Raw genomic sequence first — 18,348 nt, forward strand, 5'->3', positions numbered from 1 at the left:
ATTTGTTGCGGTTTGCAAAATAATATTCTGTATTTTTATCGGACAATAGTGAAAATAATTCCCGGCTTCGGAAAATAACAAGCTCTAAATATGAAATATATCTAATTTAATTCCAGGACTTATTTCACAATTCTATCTTCATTATGCTCCCCTAATTTATGAAGAGATACAGCCATCTGAGTATGTACAAAAAGTATTAAAATAGTATCTTTGTAACTTCATTGAATTGTATACACTTCAGAACAAAATTTAAAAAACAAATATGCGGCCGCTAAAAAAAATCTCTCACTACCTGATATTGATTTGCCTGCTCATTATAAATACATCATTTGCTCAATTCAGTTTCGTTCACCTTACAGATTTGCATGTAAGCGATGGTGATTCGTATGTCAACAATTCAGACATCAATGGTGTTGTTTTTTCACAAATGCTTTCAACCCTTCGGCATCTGGAACCCAGGCCTGCATTTGTGGTTGTCAGCGGTGATGTTTCTAACATTGGCAATGGCTTAAATAACGGCATGTATGCCACACTGACTCAGTTTCTGTTTCCCTCACCAATTTCAAATCCCGGTAACGGCGACTATTTCATTGATTCAGCCTTACAGATACCTGTGTATTTTGTGCCGGGCAATCATGACTACTATTTGTTGCTTACGCCTCCACTTTCCAATTCTGCCATCGATAATTATACGGCACAAATAGCGCCTGATTCCGATTACGTGATTCATTATCAAAATGCAGCTATTTGCATGATGCGCTCGGGTTCCGAATCTTTCCGACCTATCTGGATAGACAATAATATTACCACTTCAGAAGGAAGTGGAATTGATAACAGCCAGTTGAACTGGCTGCAAAATGAGCTGGTGGCAAACGCCGGCATGAAAAAAATTGTTGTGATGCATCATCCACTGATAAATGCATTAGGAACAAATGCCGACGGCACACCCTCAACAGGAACGGTGCTCGACCCGGCCGACGGCAGCATTCTGAATAACCGTGATGCTTTGCTGAATCTTTGCGAGAACAATCACGTGGACATTACACTCTCAGGACATGTGCATCAAAATGTTGTGGCAGCGCGCGACGGAAGCGTTGTTGACGAAAACTGGACCGGAGGCACACGTTATATTCAAACCGGCGCCTGTGAATACGGAAACTACCGTATTATTAACGTCGACAGTAATTTTGTTACTGTGGGCGATGCCCAGCAGCTTAACCCCTCAGGCCTTAACGAACATGCTCAAACTGATGCAGCCAATAATTTAAATGTATTTTATAATGCTTCTCAAAAACGCATCATTGTAGATTTACGAAATATTCGTCATAGCGATGTGTCCACAATATCGTTGGTAACCATTAATGGAAGCGTGCTGACGAAAACAAATGCAACTTCCGGTAAAGAAAATTTAATTACGTTTGCTGCTGATTTTCTTTCTGCCGGAATATATATTGTTGAGGTATCAGGAACCAACGGCATCATTGCACGCAAAATAGCCATATACTGATTGCAGTAAATTCAATTCTTTTCTTATGGAAAATATATTTCCTCAATGGTCGGATATTCCTGCTGAATACCGCATAGACAAAGCTGTTCACCAAAATGAGTATTTAATTAACGGGCAACTTTTAAAGTGGGATGGTCCATTTCAGGATGTTGTGTCGCCTGTTTACCTGAATGAACAAGGAACGCTTACGCCGAAATTTTTAGGACATTATCCATTGCTCACACAGGCACAGTCAATGGCCGCGCTTGATGCTGCAGTAGCGGCATTTGACCATGGTCGCGGATTATGGCCAACCATGTCAGTTGAAGACCGGATTTATCATCTTGAACTTTTTACATTGAAGATGATGGAAACACGCGAAGAAGTTGTAAGGTTGTTGATGTGGGAAATCGGGAAAACGCTTGGTGATGCACAGAAAGAATTTGACAGAACGGTTGATTATATCCGCGATACAATACAGTCGCTAAAAGAGCTCGACCGCACATCCTCACGTTTCTCAATAGAACAGGGCATTATGGCTCAGATACGACGCGCACCCTTCGGAGTAGCATTGTGTATGGGACCTTACAATTATCCGCTCAACGAAACATTCACAACCCTGATTCCGGCGCTTATCATGGGCAACGTAATTATTTTCAAACCGCCAAAGTTTGGTGTGCTGCTGCATTCGCCGCTATTGAAGGCATTCAAAGAATCGTTCCCTCCGGGCGTCATCAACACAGTTTATGGCGACGGCGAATCGGTAATACGTCCGCTCATGGAATCCGGAAAAATAGACGTACTTGCATTCATCGGCTCGAGCCGCGTGGCTGATATCCTGAAACATCAGCATCCAAAGCCGCACCGTATGCGCAGTGTACTTGGCCTCGAAGCAAAAAATGCGGCAATTATACTTAAAGATGCCGACATTGAACAGGTAACAACAGAAGTTGTACTGGGTGCATTATCTTACAATGGGCAACGTTGCACCGCATTAAAAATAATTTTCGTACATGAAAGTATTGCTGAGCCATTTTTAACAAAATTCTCAGAAAAAGTATCGGCACTTAAAGCCGGTATGCCATGGGAAAAAGATGTTAAAATCACACCCCTTCCTGAGGCAGGTAAAATTGAATACCTGAATACACTCATTGAAGATGCACAAAAATACGGCGCAAAAATTATCAATGCGAACGGAGGAAATTGCAACCGGACTGTTTTCTTTCCGGCAGTGCTGTTCCCGGTAAATGAGAAGATGCGTGTTTATCACGAGGAACAATTCGGACCGGTGGTTCCGGTGGTTGCTTTTAGCAGCATCAATGAACCGGTTGAATACATTATCAATTCAAATTACGGACAGCAGGTAAGTATTTTTGGTAATGATGCCGATGAGATTTCGGAACTGATAGACCCCTTGGTAAATCAGGTTTGCCGAGTAAATATTAACAGTCAGTGCCAAAGAGGTCCTGACAGTTTTCCGTTTACCGGGAGAAAAGATTCCGCCGAAGGCACCTTATCCGTGTCTGATGCATTGCGTGTATTCTCTATCCGGACACTTGTTGCAGCAAAATCGAGCCCGACGAATAATGCACTTGTAAAAGAGATTATCCGTGAGAATAAATCAAATTTTCTGAGTACTGATTTTATTTTTTAATCTTGGGATATACAATCTTGCCAAGCAAATCGCCCCGGCCTATAAACCCGAAGCGACCGCTATCAGTAGTTCCCGAATGTGAGCCCAGTAATAAATAGGTATCTTTAGGGATTATACCGTTAAACTCATTTTCGTACAAGGCAAGCAGCTTATATCGCGATGCGTTTAAGCTGTAGGGATTTCCGCCAGCTTCTTTAAGTGTATCGCCATTTATCATGATGCAATGAAGCGAAGCATCAAGCATTGGAAATGAAAACGTATCGCCCGGCAATCCTTTGGCCATTTTAATTATTGGAATTTTAGAGCCGGCATAATCATAGCACACCACATCATCGCGGCCAACGGAATTACATTTATAAAAACTTTCGTACAGGTACACCATTGAACCCTGACTCACCACCCCTTCCATGGAAGTACCGGTAACTTGTTTTTGCAGGATGGCCGTAATACACGATGAATCTACCTGCGCATTCAAATTTTGATGCGCTATAAAAAGCATCGAAAATATTATAGTGATACTGATTTTTCCGACTCTCATAAAATTATCTTACACAGCGCACATAGTGAGAATTGGAGCCGCTTTCTCTGGCGGATGACCCATCAAAAATATTCACAATTTGGATATAATAGCCGCCACCTCCGTCAGGGTCATTTACCCATAAATAAGTATTAGATGTCGGATTGAGAATAGCGCTGTTAGTCGAAGATATAACATACCAAAATTGTTGAAAAGTAGGCAGATACCAGTCCGTATAACCACCTTCGGCAAGAGTGCGGCAATAATCGCAGGCACCTCTAAAATTCATGGCTGCAGGCGACTGGTCGCTAATCATAGTAGGCATTGCCGGACCTCCCGAACCGCCAACAAGGGCGACTTGGGCATCAACATAAGCTTTATTGGCGGCATCAAGATTATCAGTACAGGTAGCAAGATTTACAATTTTGAGTAAGGACATATCAAGCGCACTGTTGGCAGAATTCGGCATAAGCTGCGACCATTTGGGCGAAGTCTGCGAACCTGAATTATAATAATAACCGGGTACCAGACCATTTCCGGTAGTCGTATTGTATACCAATAATGAAACCTGCGGTTGTGGAATTGTGACCGCATCAACTGTATCAATCAGCGCAACACGCGGCACGAGCATCCCTTTGTTGGACGATGAAACATCTAAAACAGCAGAATTATCGGCAGGCGCGCCTGTAAGGTTCACCGCAGCCCCCTGCGGAAATACCCTCGTAGCTAAGCATAAACAAACCAAAGCTAATGAAATGCGTAGAAATATTTTCAGTAATTTTTTCATTTCAAACCAGATTAATAAAACAATTGGCAAAGTTGCAACCGAAATCTTCGATTTGACAAAAATAGGTGATTAAATGTTAAAATCCTACCTGAAATTATCCACCTTACGAACTTAAAATCCATGTATATATGGACGGTAAAAGTTCTGAAATCCAAGTTTGACGCCAATTGTCTGATTGTTAAAAAAACGGGAACAACTTTCCGTCGATTTTCACCTGTTCGCAATTTTAGATATCTAATTTAGCAATAACCATTTCCTAAATATTCTTCTATGAAAAAACTATTCCTGATATTTCCGGTAATGATATTGATTTTCGGCACGGGCATAGTTCATGCTCAGTATTGCCAGCCAGTGTATTCAACAGGGTGTGGGTATGGTGATGGCTTGATTTCTTTCAGGCTGAACACGATTCACCAATCTCTTGAATGCTCATGGAACAGGGGCTACTACGAAGATTACAGCATTCAGTCAACCGATCTTGAGGCGGGTGTTCCCTATCCAATTTCGGTACAATCGGGTTATTCGGGTGTCAATGTTTCAGTATGGATTGATATGAATGATGATTATGTTTTTGACAGTACCGAAATTCTTATCCGTAATTTTGAATGCACTTTCGACAGCACATTATACACAAATACTATTATCGTTCCTGAAGGGACCAAAGAGGGTTATCACCGCCTACGTTTCAGAACCAGTTGGATGACCCATGTGCCTGAGCCATGTGATACGCTCACGTATGGTAATGCTGCAGATTTTTCTGTATTTATATTACCATCTTCTGCAGGACTTTCGGGTAATAGCGCTTCCGATTTTAATGTGTATCCGAACCCGGCAGCTGATGCTGCAGTCATAGAACAAAAAGAAGAAGGCATGGCTGAAATTGAATTAATAGATTTATCAGGAAAAGTAGTTCAGGCAATAACGAGCGAAAGGGAAAATATAACTATTGACGTCACCACAGTTTCGCCGGGCATGTATTTTCTCAAATATCAGAAAGGAACCAAAACCTCGTTTACAAGATTCTCGGTTGCCAGATAGTGAAGAGCCTTTGAGTAATAATTACTTTAAAAGGTAATGACTTACTTACCACGAAATTATTAGCTGACCATTGCCCGACTGAACACCCTCGGTGTTGGTTTGATTGGTTCCGTTATTTATAGAGCCACCGCCACCAGCTCCACCATCCCATCCGGCACCGCCGCCGCTGTAGCCACCGCCACCGCCGCCGCCATGATCCTGAGTTGATGATGCACCACCGCCGCCACCCAATCCGTATCCACCACACTGGGTCCTGCAAAGTCCGTTTGATGGAACACCGTTATTCCATCCCTGACCGCCATCGGCACAGTTAGAATTTGTTCCGTTCGCGCCGCCGCTGCCGCCCGTGAAACAAGGATTTCCCTGATTAAAACCGCAGCCGCCGCTTGTTCCGGTCAATCCGGGCAAACCATTATTTTGATGACCGGCGGCACCGCCACCTCCGGCAATAACAAGAGCCGTTGAACCAATTACGGCGCCTGTTCCGCCACCTCCGCCGCCACCGGTATATCCGCTGTAAGCAATACCCGACTGACCTTTGGCTCCAACGATTACAGTTATCACCTGACCTGACGAAACGCTGAAATCGCCTTTAATCTGCGCACCCAATCCGCCTGTACGTGCAGGGTTATCGCCGCCCTGAGCACCATAAGCATCAATGGTAACATTACAAACACCTGACGGAACCGTCCATGATTGTGAACTACCGGTATAATTAAACGTCAATGACTGACTGTGATTATAACAATTGGTTACACTTACCTGTTGTGCTGAAGATGCCGTACAACTATTGCGCGTTATGGTAAGTCCAACAGTATAGCTTCCTGTAGCTGTCCATTGCACAGAAGGGTTCTGGGCAGTACTTGTTGCCGGGTTTCCATTTTGAAACGTCCATGAATAGGTTGCTCCGCCCACAGCAGGAGTAAAGACAGTAGCAATATTCACAACGGCAGGCGAAGGGCTGAAGGTAAAAGCAGATGACGGTATGGTGCTGACATTTGCAAGTGTTGTTGCCACTGTGCTTGTACACCCCTGTACACTGGCGGTCACGGAATAAGTGCCACTCTTGGTACTGTCGGCAAAGAGTATCACCGGATTTTGAAGCGAGGAAGTGAAGCCGTTCGGCCCGGTCCAGCTATAAGTTGCGTTCGGAATCGTCGTAGCAAAAAGTTTCAGTGTATCTACACTGCATATGGGTCCGTTATTTGATGCAACAGGTGCAGGAGGAGGAACACAATTTCCACACAATTCAAACCATATACCGTTCTTGAAAAAGTTGAAACATTTGGTGGTTGTATTGAAAATGATAAGTCCTTCAACCGGATTTGTTATTGCATTACGCTCGGTGGTGGTCATGCGTGGCATGAGCATGCCTTTACTGTTACTGCTCACATCGAAGATTGCTGAAGGGTCAGCAGCGTTTCCAGATGTATTAACCGCAGCACCCTGCGCGGAAACCCTGTATTGTGAAAAGATTATTGAAATAATCAGTGCAAACGCGTAAAATATCTTTTTCATTAATTTAAAATTATTAGCAGGCATAATATTTTCAAAGCAACTGGTAATTGTTTATAACAAAATGCAACCGTCATCTTACACAACGTGTCCGTCCGTTCGACGTTGCATACATACGGATAATATCACCGTCGGAAAATCGCATCTGATAAATATACGTTCCATACTGTGTATCATAATCACCAATCCAAATATAGTTTGGTGAGACATCATTTGCAATCGTTGCCGACGAAGAAGAAAGCACATACATCAGTTCATGAAAAGTCGGCAGGTGCCAGTCGGTAAAACCGCCTTCAGTTAGTGTACGGCAATACTCACATGCCATTCGCAGGTTCATCGTTGATGATGATTCATCACTTATCATGCTAGGCATGCAACAGGATGGTGAACTACCTCCAACCAGTGCAATTTGTGCATCAACATAAGCCTTGTTTGCTGCATCGGGATTATTCGTGCAGGTTGCTACATTGACCACTTTATGTCCGTTCATATTCAAATCAACGCTTGCCGGGTTGGGAAGTAACTGCGTCCACTTGGGTGATGTTGTAGTTCCACGGTTATAGTAATAGCCCGGAACCAATCCATTCACCGTATTGGTATTATAAACAAGCAAACTCTGTGCAGGCAAAGGGATTGTTGTTGCATCCAACGAATCTGCCAGGGCGACACGGGGAATCAGAACGCCCTTGTTTGAGCCGGTTACATCGAGCATTGATGAAGGATCAGCAGGAGCGCCGGTATTGTTAAAGGCTGCGCCCTGAGCAAATAAACGTGAAGTTCCGCTTGCTATTATAAAAGCACTGATCAGAAAGATGAATTTAATTTTCATTCCCATTTTTTAATTTCGATAAATTATTCTAGTAGCTTATTTTCACTGAACCGTCGCCTGATTGAGAACCTGACGTAGTAGAGCCGCCGGTTACGCCACCAATGTATGACGAGCCACCGCCGCCACCGCCGCCGCCGCAGTTGCCAAATCCGCCACCACCGCCACCATACCATCCGCCACCGCCCGAGCCGCCGCTGCCACAGTCGTTGGTATTACCTCCGGCACGACCGCCAAGCCCGAACGAGCTGGCTGTTCCCGTGATGCATCCGCCTGAATTTCCACCATCAGTTCCATACACGCCGCCGGCAGTTTGTGTACCTCCGCCACCCGGACTTCCGCCACTTCCGTAGGGTGTATTTGTAATGCCCGGATCTCCATTCGAGCCACCCCCATTACCACCCTGACCGCCTTGCCATCCGCCATAACCGCCACTATAGCCGGCAGCACCGCCACCGCCACCCGCAACAATAATGCGGTCATTCAGTGTTTTTCCGCCAATTCGCACATCAGAAGCTCCGCCTCCTTTACCTCCGGCATAGGTTCCGATACAACTTCCGCCACCATTGAAACCGCCATTGTCGCCACTCTGCCCTACAAAAATGAACAGGCTGTCGCCGGGATTCACAACGTGTGAACCAGTAGCATAACCACCCAGACCTCCAAATTGTTGGTTGTTTCCATTCTTTCCACCCTGACCGCCCCAACATTCAATCGTTACCGAACATACGCCTGCTGGAACTATCCAGTTTTGAATCGAACCAGTGGCTGTAAAAGTCTGGCTTTGATTATGAACATAACAACTGATGATTGATATCTGAGAAGTTGTTGTTGATGAGCACCCATTTTGGGTTACGGTCAGCGACACATTATACGTACCTGTATTCGCCCATTGTACAACAGGATTTTGTTGTGTACTTGTTGAAGGATTTCCACTTTGGAAAGTCCACGAATAAGATGCGCCGCTGAGTGTTGGTGAAAAGGTACAATTCTGGTTAATTGATGGTGAAGAAGGTACAGATGAAAAAGTAGATGCTGGTACAGGGCTTATAATAGCAGAAGTAGACGCAGGGCTTCCTGAGCAGGTATTGCTCAGTGCAGTTACCTGATACGTTCCGGCAGATAAAACGCCTGCATTTATAATTATCGGATTCTGAGCAGAAGATGTGAATCCGTTTGGACCTGTCCATGAATACGCAGTCGCTCCCGGGACCGTACTGGCAAAAAGACGTAATGTGTCACCGGAACAATGAGGACCATTGTTCGAAGCTACCGGAGTGCCCGGAGGTATGCAGTTAGGACAAATCTGCCCCCAGAATGAATTTGTGTAAATATTAATACATTTTGTTGTGGTATTAAATATCAATAATCCATCGGCCGGATTTACAATTGCGTTGCGTTCCTGCTCAGTCATGCGTGGCATAAGCATACCCTTTTGATTACTGCTCACATCAAAAATCGCAGAGTTGTCCGGAGGCGCCCCGGAAGTATTAACTGCGGCACCCTGACCGAAAAGTGATGAGTAACTTATTAAAAGCATCAATGAGAGAATTACACCAGTAATTGTTTTACCTGTAGTTTTGGAGTTCATGATTCCGTTATTTAATAAATTTCCTAATGTTGATTTTTGCCTTCTCAAACTATTTCTCAGGCTGAAATGAACAGCTCGTTCTTCAGGCAAAGATAAGGAAACCCGATAAATTAAATTAAATATTCAGATAATCCCTATTTGAAGAAGTAGAAAAGACTGACGATGATACCGGTGCACACGATGAGCCATCTGAAAATTCCGGGATTCATTTTGCGCGCAAGCTTTCCGCCTATTGTTCCACCCGCCAAAGCACCTGCAGCCATCACTATTACGAACGACCATTGTGCTTTACCGGAAAATGCAAAATAGACAGCTGCCGTAAGGTTGATGCAAAGTGAAAGTGCTTGCTTCAGCGCATTCAGTTTGTTTATATTATCGTTGTAAACCAAGCCCAGAACAGCAATGAGCATTACTCCCAAACCGGCCCCGAAGTAACCACCATAAACCGAAGCCAGAAAAATAAGCAGAAAAGTGCCTGCTTTATGAATAAAAGAAGGAACAGCACTACGATTCTTTCGGGTAATTATTTTTTTAAGTTGGCTTTGTACTGCAAGTAATATACTTGCAAAAAGTATCAGGTAAGGAATCAGCACCCTGAAAGATGATTCCGTTGTATGAAGCAACAGAAGCCCGCCAGCAATACCGCCGGCAATACCGAAAGGCATCAGTACCAAAAAACGTTCCTTCAGCGAGGCGATGTCATGTCGCTGGGCAAAAGTTCCGCCGAAAAAGCCCGGACAAAGAGCAATAGTATTTGTAACGTTAGCTGAAACCGGACTGACACCAAGGGCAATTAGAACCGGAAAAGTTATAAGAGTACCACCACCGGCAACAGCATTTACAAAACCGGCTGCCAAAGCCGCAATGCCTGCAATGAGGAGATGCTGAAACTCCATTAATAACTAATTTTTACCTGACCATTGCCGGATTGAATTCCGTTTTGCATACTTCCGCTCTGCACGCCGCCTATATAGCCGGAGCCACCACCACCGCCATCGTTGTTACCGCCGCCGCCGCCGCCATAATATCCGCCACCGCCGCCGCCGCCATCATTTGCATTACCATATCCGCCCTGACCTAAGCTTCCGTCAGATGCACAGGTACAATAACAATAGGTTCCCTGAGTGCCTCCGGCAGTCTGAGTACCACCATAACCCATATATGGTCCGGCGCCATTGCCTCCGGTAATTCCTCCACCCTCGCCTGCTCTGGTTGAAATATCATTTCCGCCGCCACCGCCACCACCGGCGACAATTATCCTGTCAGTAAGCGCCGTGCCTCCAATGCGAACATCGGAACCACCGCCACCTGAACCACCCATTGATCCGGCTGCGCCACAACCGGTATAACCCTGGGCAGAAACCCCACCGCCATTCCAGCCTCCGGCCGCACCGTTAGTATTGTCAACACCTTTGCCACCAACAAAAATATTCATCACCTGGCCGGAAGTAACATTCAAAGTACCTGTAGCATATCCGCCCAAACCGCCTAACTGGTAGTTGCCTCCACCGGCACCGCCTTCAGCACCCCATACTTCAATAGTCACTGTACAAATTCCGGCAGGTACAGTCCATGTTTGCATTGCACCGGTGTACGAAAACACCTGATTCAGACCATGGTTATAACAACTGTTCACAATTATCTGAGAATTTGTAGTAGACTGACATCCGTTCTGTGAAACCGTCAACGAAACATTGTACGTTCCGGTTGCGCTCCAGATTACAGATGGATTTTGTGACGTACTGCTAGCCGGACTGCCCGACTGGAATGTCCAGCTATAAGTTGCACCTGTTAACGACGGATTAAATACACAAGCCACATTAATAATCGGACTTGATGGATTGGCTGTAAATGCCGAGGATGGAACCGGATTTACAGTTACAGTTATACTCCCGGAATTACCTGTGCACACTCCATTTGAAGCAGCAACCTGATAAATACCGCCCAAAAGAGCACCTGGAATTTTTGGATTTTGTGCTGTGGAGGAAAAACCATTGGGTCCGGTCCATGAATACTGAGTTGCTCCGGGCACCGTGCTTGCAAATAATCTGAGCGTGTCGCCACTGCAAATTGGTGCGTTACTGCTGGCAGTTGGTGCAGCAGGAGCAATGCAATTAGGACAAAGTTGTGTCCAATATCCATTGAGGTAAACATTAAAACAATTGCTCGTAGTATTCAGTATGGTTAATCCATTGGCGGGATTCACAATGGCATTGCGCTCTTGCTCCGTCATTCGCGGAATCAGCATCCCTTTCTGTGTGCTGCTCACATCAAATATTGCGGAATTATCCGGCCCGGCACCGGTAGTATTCACTGCAGTTCCCTGACTATTGGCGTTGAATGAAACCAAAATAAATACCAGAATAAGAAGTACACCGCAAGAAACTTTAAAATAGTTTTTCATATGAAAAGGAGTTGTTGTAAATTTTGAGTTTATGTACTACGTCTAAAATGGCAGCATAATGTGCAAAATTATGAAAACCCACTGAATAAATAGCCATGAAATAACACCTGAACAGCGTCGATAATGTAATATTTCTGTCATATATGAATAATTACTTACTTAGCAAACAAATAGAAGTTTTACTAAATTTGCCAAATAATATATGGCATAAAAATTTTAATTTTCAAGAGTGTAAACAATATTCTACCCAAATTTTGTTCTATGCGTTCACTATTTTTAACATTCGTAATAGTCTTATCTTCATTGATAAACTTTGCTCAGGGAACAGGTATTAATAGTACAGGCAATCCCCCGGATCCATCAGCAGGACTTGATGTAAGCTTCAATGATAAAGGCATGCTTGTCCCTCGCCTTACAACTACCGAACGCAACGCAATTGTGAGTCCGGCAAATGGCTTGCTCATTTTTAATATCACAACCAATTGCTTTAATTTTTATCGTGGCGGAAACTGGTTTGAGCTCTGCGGGAATTGTATTGCGCCTCCGACACCCGTTGTTACAAGCAATGGCGCTGTATGCTCCGGCGACTCAATTAAACTCTACGCAACATTTATTCCGAATGCTACTTATTCCTGGACCGGCCCCAATGGTTTTTCCTCCACCCTTCAAAATCCCAAAATACCCAATGCCATTACAGCCATGTCGGGCACTTATTCAGTAATTGCTAGTACGAACGGATGCGTGAGCAATGCAACATCGATTAACGTCATCGTAACTCAGAAACCGGTTTCCACTTTCACATTTTCACCTTCAAGCCCAAATATAGGACAGGCCATAACCTTTAGTCCGACAGTGACGGGAGCTTCGTATAACTGGAGCTTTACCGGCGGAAGCCCGGCATCAAGCACAGTGCAAAACCCTTCCGTTACATGGGCCAGTACCGGTACCTATCTGGTAAGTCTTATTGTAACACAGAACGGTTGTATTTCCGATACTACAAAGACAAATGTTTCCGTTGTAAACTGCACACACAGCTCGCAAACATTCAGCTATACCGGTGGTGCTCAGACTTGGACCGTTCCGGGTTGCATCACTTCAATTACAGTTGATGCCTACGGCGCACAGGGCGGTGCAAGCTATGGTGCGGCAGGCGGTTTAGGTGGTCGGGTCCAATGCACACTGGCCGTAACTCCGGGTAGTACTCTTAATATTTTTGTAGGCCAGCAAGGTCAGCAATCAAGCAGCACACTGCTTGGTTATGGAGGATATAATGGTGGGGGTTCTGCACCCGTATCGAGCAATGTGTGCGGAGGCGGTGGTGGTGCCACAGACATTCGTGTGAACGGAACAGCTCTCTCAGACCGCGTTGTAGTAGCGGGTGCCGGCGCGGGTTCCGGACAGGGTAGCGGTGGTGCCGGCGGTGGTCTCACCGGCGGGCAAGGTTCAACTCCCGGGGCAGGTGTATGGGCCACAGGAGGTACGCAATCGGCAGGTGGAAATGGCGGCTTGTACAACAACGGTGCCTGTGCGCCCGGCGCTTACGCTCAGAATGGCTCACTTGGTCAGGGAGGCAATGGCATCACCGGGTCAGGCAGTTGCACATCATCCGGTGGAAGCGGTGGCGGTGGCGGTTACTATGGCGGCGGCGGTATGCAAATCAACGGTGCAGGAGGTGGAAGCAGTTATACAGGTACCGGAACATCCAATGTAACGCATACACAAGGAGCCAATTCAGGGAATGGGTCACTTACCATCACCTGGTAAGCTGTCAAATTTAAAGTAAGTTTCATTTTTTTATATTCCTGCAGGCCATGACTGAAGCGTCATTGCCATGGGCAGATAGAAGATGCCATTCGCTTCTTTCATCCCGCCAATAGCGGCAAATCCAATTTTATGATAGGCAGGAATTGAATACGGAGATGCGTGCACATAGAACATTGAAAGCTCCGGGTCAATGCTGCGACAATGTTTCAGCGCTTCCTGAAAAAGATTTTTTGCAATAAGCCTGCGCTGATAGTTCTTATCCACAAATAATAAAGAAATGTGATCATTGTCCCGCACTTCAATCATTCCGACAATCTTATCTTCATCCGCAGCAACAAGAATAAAATCGCCTTTCATGATGCGCTCCATAAATTTTTCAGGGCGAATAAACTCTTTAAAAAAATTCACACCGCCCTCAGTATAATCCGGTGCTACAAATTCATCAAAAACAGAAGATATAAGCTGTGAAACCTCATGTTCGGTTCCCTGTTTGAATTCTCCAATCGTTATCATAATAGCGATATGATTTTCTATATTATCGTCACCCGGTATGAATTAAAATCTCATCAAAATTATCAATTATATGCAACAATGGGAGCTGTCGAACAAATTCGGGTCTAAAAAACGAACTGACACATATCACTTCCACACACACATATTAACATTAAAATAATACCTAACCTGTACAAGAGCAGTAAATTATCCGTACCTTTGCTCCCACTTAAAAAAAACTCAGCAAAGCCCTGTTATGATAAGGCTGATTTCGCAAAAATTACTTTTTACCACACTGCTCTTTCTGGTCTTATCAGGATATCCTTTTTCAATTTTAGTTGCTCAGCTTGGTATCAGTACAACGATGACACCGGCCCAGATGGTGCAGAATACACTTCTTGGCGGTGGAGTTACCGTTTCCAACGTTACCTATTCAGGCGGAGCAGCATCACGCGGAACCTTCACCAACGGCGGTACAACCAACCTCGGACTGAACGATGGTATTGTGCTCTGCACCGGCACTGCCAGCCAAATCCCACATCCTGCTTTGTATTTCATGAATGTAAATCTAGGCCTTCCGGGCGACGCACAGCTTGATGCACTTACCGGAGGCGGCAACACCTATGATGCCTGCATTCTTGAGTTTGATTTTATTCCTTTATCTGACACGGTCAAGTTTCGCTATGTCTTCGGGTCCGAAGAATATCCGAATTATGTGTGCTCACATTTCAATGATGTATTCGGATTCTTTATCACAGGTGTAAATCCGTCAGGTGGAAATTATACCAATTACAATATTGCCCGTATCCCGGGAACCGCACTGCCGGTTGCTATCAACACTGTAAACAACGGTTCGCCTGGGGGCAGTTATGCTTCGTCAGGATGTCTTTCACTCAGCTATCCGTTTTACTATGTCGATAATACAGCCCTTGGCGGAACTACTATTGCCTTCAACGGTTTCACCACGCCTCTCACGGCATGGTGCCATGTTACGCCCTGCCAGACATATCATGTAAAGCTTGCAGTAGGCGATGACTACAACGGTTTGTATGATTCCGGTGTGTTTTTAGAAGCGAGCAGTTTTACATCCAATGCGCCGTCAATAAGCACGTCATATTCCAACCCTGCTTTAGGAAATCAAGCTATAGAAGGATGTTCTTCCGGATATTTTTCATTTACTGTACCCTCGCCGGCAAGTTCACCCATTATAATAAATTATACCGTTAGCGGTAGTGCAACCTCAGGTATCGATTATCCTGCAATACCTAACAGTATTACCATTCCTGCAGGGCAAGATTCAGTTGCTGTAGCCGTTTCACCGAATTCAGACATCATTGCAGAAGGTACCGAAACAGTGATTATTAGTTATATCAGCGGATGCGGTACAGTTACAGATACAATTTTTATTGGAAATTATACGCCGCTGAATGTAAATGCCGGCAACGATACAAGTATCTGTTCCGGCTCTTCATTGACGATAAATTCAATTGTAACGGGAGGCATCCCCACATACTCATATTTATGGAACAACGGCGCCGGTGCCGCTCCTCAGATTACAGTGAATCCAACTTCTGATATTGTGTATACCGTAACCGTTACTGACCAGTGCGCACAAACAACCACCTCAGATATTTCTATCGATGTTATCAGTATCAATGCGACCATCACAACTTCCTATGCTACCTGTGGACAGACGAACGGCTCGGCAGCAGCCACTGTCAGCGGAAGCTGTGCACAAGCCCTGACCTATATCTGGAATACATCGCCGTCGCAGTCATCACAAAATATTTCAGGATTATCGGCAGGAAACTATACAGTAACGGTTTCGTGCGGAAGTTGTACAAGCATAGCAACAGCTGCTATTAACAATCTGAACGGTCCTTCAATAACTATTACAGGAAGCACGGGCGCCACATGTGGCATGTCTGACGGCGGTGCACAATCCGCCGCAACCGGAGGAACGCAACCGTATAATTATATTTGGAGCACCAATCCGGCCCAGACAGGTGCTGCTTTGCAGAATGTTCCGGTTGGCACGTATTCCGTTACAGTAAGTGATGCAAATTCATGTACGGCCTCAGCTCTTGTCAACGTAGCACAATCGGGCGGACCATCAATAACGATTCTTACAACAAATGAGTTTTGCGGAAATGGGCAGGGAAGCGCTACAGCAATGGTAACAGGCGGTTCAGGAAATTATACCTTTTTGTGGAACAGTATCCCGCAACAAACAATGCAAACAGCCACCGGACTTTCTGCAGGCAACTACACAGTTACCTTATTTGACGGCACCTGCATAAGCACCGCATCATGCACTATCTCTGACGACAACAGCCTCAGCGCATCTATTACAGCAACACCTCCGGCACTCACGCTGATGGATGGTGCAGTTCATTTCACCGGAAATTCCTCGGGCAACATAAGCGAATGGCGATGGAGCTTTGGTGATGGTTCAGGTTATTATTACGGACAGCAACAAGATCATCAGTATGACAATCTGGGCATGTATAACGTAACGCTGATTGTAAGAGATACCAATGGTTGTACAGCCTCTGCCATTACTACAGTAGAACTGCGGGAACCGTTTGCGGTATTTATTCCAAATGCATTCACACCCGATGATAATGGATTGAATGATATCTGGACTCCGGTCGGAACAGGCATTTCAGCAGATAATTATTCGGTATGTGTATTTGATCGCTGGGGGAAAATGGTTTTTTATTCGACCACCTGGGGCGATGGCTGGAATGGCAAAGTTGATAATAAAGGTGTTTTTGAAGATGCAGCCCTGGGCGTTTATTCTTATGTAATCAAGCTCTTTGACCTGAACGGGAAAAAATACACCTATCGCGGAAGTATCGTTTTGGTACTTTAGGAATATTATTGAGACAAATCCCCCTGAGAATTCGCAAAGTTTCACCACTTTTATCATCTGTATTCGGGGCTGTTCCAATTTACACATACACACAAAGAATATTTATCGCTTATAATATTCTATATCAACCAATTTCACCGAAATTAATGAAATTTTATTTGATAAATCCGACATTATAATGGCTGAATTAATATTAATTTCGCCATTGTAATTGCTTTTTTACTATTTTTGTATTGTAAAATAAAGTAAAAAAATGATACCTCGTTTCCTTCAGGACAGAATATCAAAGCGGATAAAATCCAATAAAGTTATTATGCTCTATGGCGCCAGGAGGGTTGGTAAAACGGTCCTGCTTAAAGAACTGATAAAAGATTTTAAAGGGAAATCGCTGGTGCTGAACGGGGAAGATTATGATGCGAAGCTTTTGCTAGAAGAAAAAAGCATATCAAATTACAGAACGCTGCTTCAGGGTATAGAAATACTGGTAATAGATGAAGCACAGAATATCTCTGATATCGGACAAAAATTGAAACTTATTGTTGATGAAATTCCGGGTATCAAAGTGATTGCAAGCGGCTCATCCTCATTTGATCTTAAAAATCATGCCGGTGAGCCTCTCGTTGGCAGGAGTATGACCTATCAGCTGTTCCCTTTCAGTCAAGAAGAACTGAATGCCTATGAAAACATATTGCAAACACGCCAAAACCTCGAATCGCGGCTAATATGCGGCAGCTACCCTGAGCCCGCATTTTTCAGCAGTTTTGACGAGAAGCGGGAATACCTGCAGGAAATGGTAAATGCCTATTTGTTAAAGGATATTCTTTCAATTGACGGATTGCGAAATTCCGGCAAAATGAAAGATTTATTGCAGCTGATCGCATTCCAGATTGGAACAGAGGTTTCTTTAGATGAAATAGGACGGCAGTTGGGAATGAGTAAAGGAACCGTTGAAAAATATCTTGATCTGTTATCCAAAGTTTTTATCATTTTCCGTCTCAAAGGGTTTTCGCGCAATCTCAGAAAAGAAATTAGTAAAGGCAGTAAATGGTATTTTGTTGATACCGGTATTCGAAATGCCATTATCGGAAATTTCGCGCCTCTTTCTATGCGCAATGATACAGGTTTGCTATGGGAAAATTACCTCCTGAGCGAACGGATAAAGATGAATAATAACAGGGGGCTGAATAAGGCTCACTATTTCTGGCGCACTTATGATGGTCAGGAAATAGATTTAATTGAAGTATCAGGAGATGAGATACACGCCTTCGAATGCAATTGGGGAAAAGGAACATCAAAAATCCCCATCGCATTTTCGAAAGGTTACCCTGATGTTCCATTTCAGGTAATCAACCGTGATAACTACCTTGATTTTATACTTTCAGCTGATATACAAAAGTAA

At 44.4% G+C, this 18,348-nt stretch carries 14 protein-coding genes; 6 read left to right on the plus strand and 8 right to left on the minus strand.

What is annotated here, in order from left to right; translation table 11 throughout:
• Positions 1 to 262 precede the first annotated feature (262 nt).
• Complete coding sequence (locus WCM76_13565) at positions 263 to 1,507, plus strand: metallophosphoesterase (protein MEI6766656.1); 1,245 nt, start codon at positions 263 to 265, stop codon at positions 1,505 to 1,507.
• 25 nt (positions 1,508 to 1,532) lie between these two features.
• The gene (locus tag WCM76_13570) at positions 1,533 to 3,140 is read left to right on the plus strand and encodes an NADP-dependent glyceraldehyde-3-phosphate dehydrogenase (GenBank protein ID MEI6766657.1); all 1,608 of its coding nucleotides are present in this window, start codon (positions 1,533 to 1,535) and stop codon (positions 3,138 to 3,140) included.
• Here WCM76_13570 and lepB read toward each other — a convergent pair.
• Together lepB and WCM76_13580 are read right to left on the minus strand one after the other, a co-directional pair.
• Entirely contained in the window at positions 3,130 to 3,678 is a 549-nt protein-coding gene (gene lepB, locus WCM76_13575) for a signal peptidase I (protein ID MEI6766658.1), read from the minus strand. The two genes, WCM76_13570 and lepB, sit on opposite strands and share 11 nt — an antisense overlap.
• A gap of 4 nt (positions 3,679 to 3,682) precedes the next feature.
• On the minus strand, positions 3,683 to 4,444 hold the full coding sequence (locus WCM76_13580) for a DUF1566 domain-containing protein (GenBank protein MEI6766659.1): 762 nt from the start codon (positions 4,442 to 4,444) through the stop codon (positions 3,683 to 3,685).
• A gap of 270 nt (positions 4,445 to 4,714) precedes the next feature.
• Here WCM76_13580 and WCM76_13585 point away from each other — a divergent pair, with 270 nt between their 5' ends.
• Complete coding sequence (locus WCM76_13585) at positions 4,715 to 5,482, plus strand: T9SS type A sorting domain-containing protein (protein ID MEI6766660.1); 768 nt, start codon at positions 4,715 to 4,717, stop codon at positions 5,480 to 5,482.
• 45 nt (positions 5,483 to 5,527) lie between these two features.
• Here the strand turns inward: WCM76_13585 and WCM76_13590 are convergent, their stop codons facing one another.
• From WCM76_13590 to WCM76_13610, 5 genes are all read right to left on the minus strand, one after another.
• Entirely contained in the window at positions 5,528 to 7,000 is a 1,473-nt protein-coding gene (locus WCM76_13590) for a PKD domain-containing protein (GenBank protein MEI6766661.1), read from the minus strand.
• A 70-nt stretch (positions 7,001 to 7,070) separates the two neighbouring features.
• Complete coding sequence (locus WCM76_13595; GenBank protein ID MEI6766662.1) at positions 7,071 to 7,826, minus strand: DUF1566 domain-containing protein; 756 nt, start codon at positions 7,824 to 7,826, stop codon at positions 7,071 to 7,073.
• 28 nt (positions 7,827 to 7,854) lie between these two features.
• Complete coding sequence (locus tag WCM76_13600; GenBank protein MEI6766663.1) at positions 7,855 to 9,414, minus strand: glycine-rich protein; 1,560 nt, start codon at positions 9,412 to 9,414, stop codon at positions 7,855 to 7,857.
• Between the two features lie 134 nt (positions 9,415 to 9,548).
• The gene (locus tag WCM76_13605; GenBank protein MEI6766664.1) at positions 9,549 to 10,310 is read right to left on the minus strand and encodes a sulfite exporter TauE/SafE family protein; all 762 of its coding nucleotides are present in this window, start codon (positions 10,308 to 10,310) and stop codon (positions 9,549 to 9,551) included.
• Entirely contained in the window at positions 10,310 to 11,818 is a 1,509-nt protein-coding gene (locus tag WCM76_13610; protein ID MEI6766665.1) for a glycine-rich protein, read from the minus strand. Before WCM76_13610 ends, WCM76_13605 begins: the two co-directional genes overlap by 1 nt.
• A gap of 261 nt (positions 11,819 to 12,079) precedes the next feature.
• On the opposite strand from WCM76_13610, the gene WCM76_13615 reads away from it, so the two are divergent.
• On the plus strand, positions 12,080 to 13,582 hold the full coding sequence (locus WCM76_13615; GenBank protein ID MEI6766666.1) for a glycine-rich protein: 1,503 nt from the start codon (positions 12,080 to 12,082) through the stop codon (positions 13,580 to 13,582).
• Between the two features lie 30 nt (positions 13,583 to 13,612).
• Here WCM76_13615 and WCM76_13620 read toward each other — a convergent pair whose 3' ends face one another.
• Positions 13,613 to 14,095, minus strand: a complete 483-nt coding sequence (locus tag WCM76_13620) for a GNAT family N-acetyltransferase (protein MEI6766667.1) — start codon at positions 14,093 to 14,095, stop codon at positions 13,613 to 13,615.
• Positions 14,096 to 14,330: 235 nt separating this feature from the next.
• Between WCM76_13620 and WCM76_13625 the strand changes: the two genes are divergently transcribed.
• A complete protein-coding gene (locus tag WCM76_13625; GenBank protein ID MEI6766668.1) occupies positions 14,331 to 16,949 on the plus strand; it encodes a choice-of-anchor L domain-containing protein in 2,619 nt (872 codons plus the stop codon).
• A 253-nt stretch (positions 16,950 to 17,202) separates the two neighbouring features.
• The gene (locus WCM76_13630) at positions 17,203 to 18,348 is read left to right on the plus strand and encodes an ATP-binding protein (protein ID MEI6766669.1); all 1,146 of its coding nucleotides are present in this window, start codon (positions 17,203 to 17,205) and stop codon (positions 18,346 to 18,348) included.

It is taken from the genome of Bacteroidota bacterium (assembly GCA_037133915.1).
Taxonomy (GTDB): Bacteria; Bacteroidota; Bacteroidia; order Bacteroidales; family CAIWKO01; genus JBAXND01.